Genomic DNA, 5,272 nt, shown 5'->3' with positions numbered 1-5,272 from the left:
GCCGCGCCTTCGACGGTGAACAGGGCGGGTTCTCCGTCGGCCAGGGCGGCGACGACCAGCAGATCGGCCGTGGTCCCGTCGATCACGAACCGTTTGCGGCCGGTCAACCGCCAGCCGTCCGGCGCGCGGGTGGCGACCGTCGTCACCGCGTCCGCCGCGATCTCACCGGTCGCGTCGCCGATCGCCACGGTCGCGGTCACCGAGCCGTCGGCGATGCCGGGCAGCCACGCCTGCCGCGCCGCGGCGTCGGCGGAAGCGGTCAGCAGCTGTCCGGCCAGGGCCACCGTGGCGAAGTACGGCGAGACGACCAGCGACCGCCCCATCTCCTCGAGCACGATGCTCAGCTCGACCGGCCCGTAGCCCGCTCCGCCGTAGCTCTCCGGGACGGCGATGCCCTGCGCCATGAGCTGCCGCGCCAGCTGCGACCACACCGCCTCGTCGCGGAACCGCCCGGTCTGCACCAGCTTCCGCATGCCGGACAGATCCGATTTCTCGGCGAGGTAGCGGCGCACGACCTCACGCAGCTCCTCGTGCTCCCGATCCATGCCCGCTCCTCATCGCATCAAAGGTTCACCTATTATACCTAGTTGTATTCGATGGACAGGTGAACGGCGCACACCGACCGTGAAGCCGGATCTCCGGGTACAGGTCGCCCTGCGTGATGTTCGACAGCGGACCGCGAAGACGCCCAGCACCCCGGCAGCAGGAGCGTCCGCCGCACACGAGCGCTGATGTGCCGGGCCGACTTCGCGAGACGAGCGGCGTCAGTCGAACAGATCGACGACCGATTCGGTGGCGAGCGTGCCCCACGGCATGTTCTTGCCCGCTTTCACCAGGTGACCACGCCAGAACTGCTCGGCCGCGTCGGCGTCGCCCGCCTCGATCAGCGACACGACCTTGGTGAACGCCCGCGGCGTCTTGCGGAACCGGGACACGATCTCGGCGTGGTCGGCGGAGCGGCGCACCGCGGCGTCCATGTGCACCGAGACCACCTCCCGCAGCACGCCTGCCAGCAGGGCCAGCGTCTTGTTGCCCGCCCGCTCCATGAGCAGATCGTGGAACCGGAAGACCGCCCGCGACCACTCGTCGAACCGCGCGCTTCCGGTGCCCTCGGCGACCAGCGCCTTCAGTTCGGCGACCGCCTCCCGCAGCGCCGTCAGATCCTCGTCGGTGTGACGCCGGGCGAGCATCCGCACCGCGGCGGGCTCGAGCACCATGCGCGCCTCGTAGACATCGGCCAGGGTGGTGGCCGACATCTGCAACAACAGTCCGACATGGCGCGCGGCCACGGCGGGATCGGGCGAGGAGACCTGCACGCCGCCGCGCGAGCCTCGGCGCACCACGATCAGGGATTCGTTCTCGAGAATTCGGAACGCCTCACGCAGGGTCGGGCGCGAGACACCGAACTGCTTGCCGAGCACCAACTCGGGCGGCAGGGTGTCGCCGGGCTTCAGCACGCCACGCACGATCTCGCCGCGGAGCCGGCGGGCGATGAGTTCGGCGGTCTTGGGGGCGCGAACACGACCATGCGTGCCATCGACCGAAACAGCGCTGGTCACAGCTCACCTCGATACCTCGGGACGAGAACGGCTCTCGTGCGGTTTCGCGGATGCGGATGAGTCGGGCGACCCACCGGTCAACAGCTACATCATATAACTGATTGTTCTCCACCGCCGATCGGCGGCTCCACACGCTCGGCCACCGTGGGCCGCGAGGTGCCTTCGACCAGCACGCCGACCACCATCCCGAGGTTCCCACGCGAGATGTGCGGCGGCGCCGACACATCCACCCTGCCCGGCCCTCGCGGCCGAGCGGGTCAGCGCAGGGGCTTGAAGCCGCGGAAACGCAGGCCGTAGGAGACGAGCTTGCGCAACGGGACCGAGGTGGGCCAGTCGTCGGCGCGGAAGTAGGCGTCGGAGCCGCCGTCGACGAAGATCACGCTGCCGCACAGGAAGCTCGCGGAGTCCGACAGCATGAACTGCACCCAGTCGGCCAGATGGCCCGGGTCGCCGAAGCCGCCGATCGGCACCGGGAAGGCCTTGATGATCTTGGCCTCGGCCGGGGTGGCGAGCTGCTTCTCCAACAGCGGGGTGAGGATCGCGCCCGGCGCGAGGACGTTGAGGCGGATGCCCGCGCCCGCCCAGCGCGCGGTGACGGCATTGCGTCGCGCCCAGCGCGACACCGCGATCTTGGAAGCGCCGTAGGCGATGGAGGGAGCCTGCTTGCCGAACACGCGCAGCGAACGCACCGCCTTGTCCACATCGCCCGCGTGCAGGGCGCGGATGGCCCGGCGCGGCACCAGCGGGGTGGTTGTCGTGGAATTGGACCCGAAGACCACGACCTTGGCCGCACCGCTCTTCGCGAGCGCGTCGCGCCAGCCGTCGAGCAGTTCGACCACACCCAGGTAGTTGACCTGGAAGATCAGCCGGGGGCGGTCCTTGCCCGGCGTCGGGCCGAGCCCGGCGGCGAGCACCGCGCCGTCGAGCGTGCCGCCGGTCTGCTCCAGCACGGCGCGGACGGCGTCGGCACGCCCCCGTGGCGTGGACAGGTCGGCGACGACCTCGGCGTCGCGGAGGTCCAAGCCGACCACGGTGTGACCGGCGGCGCGCAGTTTCTCGACCACCGCCCGGCCCATGCCCGACGCCGACCCCGTCACCACATACACGCCCACCTGCTCAGCCTCCTGACCGCCGCGCCGGCCGCTCCGGCACACGCGGCGCAATATTGTCATACCGCGACCAAATTGTGCTGCGCTTTTCGCAGCCCTGTCCGCTGAGCGGGACGCCCCCGTCAGCGGCCCGCGACGAACTCCTGAGCCTTGGCCTTCACACCCTGCGCGACCATGTGCCAGGCATCCGGGTCGCCGCGCAGCACCGCCTCGGCGGTGGACTTCATCTGCTCCCAGGTGGCGTGCGGCGGAATGGGCGGGACCTCGGGGTCGCAGCGCACGTCGAGCACGGTCGGCCGATCGGCGGCCAGCGCCGCACGCCAGGCCGCGGCCAGGTCGCCGGGATCGTCGACGGCGATCGCGTGCAGGCCGCAGGCGCGGGCCAGCTCGGCGTAACTCACGTCAGGAAGCGACTGCGATTCCTCGAATTTCGGCGCGCCGCCCATGGCGCGCAGCTCCCAGGTGACCTGGTTGAGATCGTTGTTGTGGAACACGCAGACCACCAGCCGGGGATCGGTCCACCGGTCGTGGTAGCGCCGGATGGTCAGCAGCTCGGCCGCGCCGTTCATCTGCATGGCGCCGTCGCCGACCAGCGCGACGGCGGGCCGGTCGGGATGGGCGAACTTGGCCCCGATCGCGTACGGCACGCCGGCGCCCATGGTCGCCAAGGTGCCCGACAACGAGCCCCGCATCCGCTCACGCATGCGCAGGCACCTGGCGTACCAGTTGGTGGACGAGCCGGAGTCGGCGGTGACGATCGCGTCGCCGGGGATCTGCCGCGAGAGCTCCCAGACCACCCGCATCGGGTTCACCGGGCGCGCTTCCAGCATGGACTGGCGCTCCAGGACGTCCCACCAGCGCGCCACGTTCGCTTCGACGCGCTCGAGCCACGCGCGATCGGTCTTGCGCTCCAGCCGCGGGATCAGCTCGCTCAGCGTCTGCCTGGCATCGCCGACCAGATTGACCTCGGTGGGATAGCGCATCCCGATCATGCTGCCGTCGATGTCGACCTGCACCGCGCGGGCCGCACCGAACTCGGGCAGGAACTGCGAGTAGGGGAAGTTGGAGCCGACGATGAGCAGGGTGTCGCAGTCGCGCATGAGTTCGTAGCTGGGCCTGGTGCCGAGCAGGCCGATGGCCCCGGTGACGTACGGCAGGTCGTCGGGCAGCACGTCCTTGCCGAGCAGCGCCTTGGCCACCCCCGCCCCGGTCAGTTCGGCGACCTCCCGCACCTGCTCGGCCGCGCCGCGCGCGCCCTGCCCGACGAGGATCGCCACCCGCTCGCCCGCGTTCAGGAGCTCGGCGGCGCGCCCGATCTGCGCGGGGTCGGCGGTGATGGTCGCGGCCGTCGCCGCGTCCGGCGGGCTGGATGGCACCTCCTTGAAGGCGTGCGCGGGCGGCTGGTACTTCTCCTCCTGCAGGTCGGCGGGAATGATGAGCGCGGTGGGCGCGCGGCGGCTGCGAGCGGTGCGGATGGCCCGGTCCAGCGCGTTCGGCAGTTGCTCGGCGACGTTGACCTCGACCAGGTAGTCGGAGGCGACGTCCTTGAACAGGCTCTGCAGGTCGACTTCCTGCTGGTAGCTGCCGCCCATGGCGCTGCGCGCGGTCTGCCCGAGGATGGCCACCACCGGCACGTGGTCGAGTTTGGCGTCGTAGAGGCCGTTGAGCAGGTGGATCGCGCCCGGCCCCGAGGTGGCCACGCAGACCCCGACCTCACCGCTGAACTTCGCGTAGCCGACGGCCTCGAAGGCCGACATCTCCTCGTGCCTGGACTGGATGAACGCGGGCTCGTCACCTGCCCGCCCGAATGCCCCGATCAGGCCGTTGATGCCGTCGCCCGGGTAACCGAAGACCTGCTTCACCCCCCATTCCCGCAATCGCCGCAGCACGTAGTCGCCGACCTGTTCTGCCATCGCTTGCTCTCCGTCCGTTCGCGGGCTGTCTCCTTGCCGCGGCCGTACCCGCATGATCGGCTCCGAATCGGGACGCGAATACTGGGCACATGGCTGTCGACCCCCGCGGTACCGATCTGAAACGTTTCCTCGCCGAAGACCCCGGCGGACCGGTGGTGATGCTCAACCTGCTGCGCTTCGCCCCCGGTGGCCGGGAGCTGTACGCCCGCTATGCCGACGCGGTGCGGCAGACCTTCGCCCCGCGCTACGGCGCCGAGGTGCTCTACGCGGGCGACGGGTCGAGCGCGCTGGTGGCCGAGCAGGGCCAGGCGTGGGACGCGGTGATCCTGGTCCGCTACCCCTCACGGCAGGTGTTCTGCGACATGGTCGCCGACCCCGAGTACCAGAAGGTCACCGCCTGGCGCACCCAGGCGCTGGAAGAGGCTGTGCTGCAACCGACCACGGCGTGGTGACCGGCACGACCTGATCGCCACCCCATCGGGCTCCCGACGGAAAGGCCGCTCATGCTCGACCTGCGCGAACTGCCCCTGCCGCTCGTCGGCGCCCCGATGGCGGGCGGCCCGTCCACCCCCGCCCTCGCCGCCGCCGTGGCCGAGGCGGGCGGGCGCCGGTTGCGCCGCCCCCGGGTACCCCCCCCCCCGGAAGGGGGCGCGCAGAAGGAGCCGCCCCCGGCGCGGGCCCCGCCGCCGGG

At 71.1% G+C, this 5,272-nt stretch carries 5 protein-coding genes and 1 pseudogene; 2 read left to right on the top strand and 4 right to left on the bottom strand.

The genetic code is table 11. The features are described from left to right. From QH283_RS01240 to QH283_RS01225, 4 genes are all read right to left on the bottom strand, one after another. A partial coding sequence (locus tag QH283_RS01240; protein WP_280501176.1) for an acyl-CoA dehydrogenase family protein occupies nt 1–545 on the bottom strand: 545 nt, incomplete at its 3' end. A 219-nt stretch (nt 546–764) separates the two neighbouring features. After that, nucleotides 765–1,559 carry a FadR/GntR family transcriptional regulator gene (locus QH283_RS01235; RefSeq protein WP_280501175.1) on the bottom strand — a complete coding sequence of 265 codons (795 nt, stop codon included), beginning with the start codon at nt 1,557–1,559 and terminating at the stop codon, nt 765–767. Nucleotides 1,560–1,816: 257 nt separating this feature from the next. Further along, entirely contained in the window at nt 1,817–2,671 is an 855-nt protein-coding gene (locus QH283_RS01230) for an SDR family oxidoreductase (RefSeq protein ID WP_280501174.1), read from the bottom strand. A 119-nt stretch (nt 2,672–2,790) separates the two neighbouring features. Next, on the bottom strand, nt 2,791–4,581 hold the full coding sequence (locus QH283_RS01225; protein ID WP_280501173.1) for a thiamine pyrophosphate-requiring protein: 1,791 nt from the start codon (nt 4,579–4,581) through the stop codon (nt 2,791–2,793). An 89-nt stretch (nt 4,582–4,670) separates the two neighbouring features. Between QH283_RS01225 and QH283_RS01220 the strand changes: the two genes are divergently transcribed. Continuing rightward, a complete protein-coding gene (locus QH283_RS01220; RefSeq protein ID WP_280501172.1) occupies nt 4,671–5,033 on the top strand; it encodes a DUF1330 domain-containing protein in 363 nt (120 codons plus the stop codon). Between the two features lie 51 nt (nt 5,034–5,084). Continuing rightward, nucleotides 5,085–5,272: pseudogene (locus QH283_RS01215) on the top strand (hypothetical protein); the annotation flags it as partial.

It is taken from the genome of Nocardia farcinica, from assembly GCF_029867845.1.
Lineage (GTDB): Bacteria > Actinomycetota > Actinomycetes > Mycobacteriales > Mycobacteriaceae > Nocardia > Nocardia farcinica_A.
The sequence above is the reverse complement of the archived record's forward strand: the minus strand, read 5'-3'. Positions and strand labels throughout refer to the sequence as shown.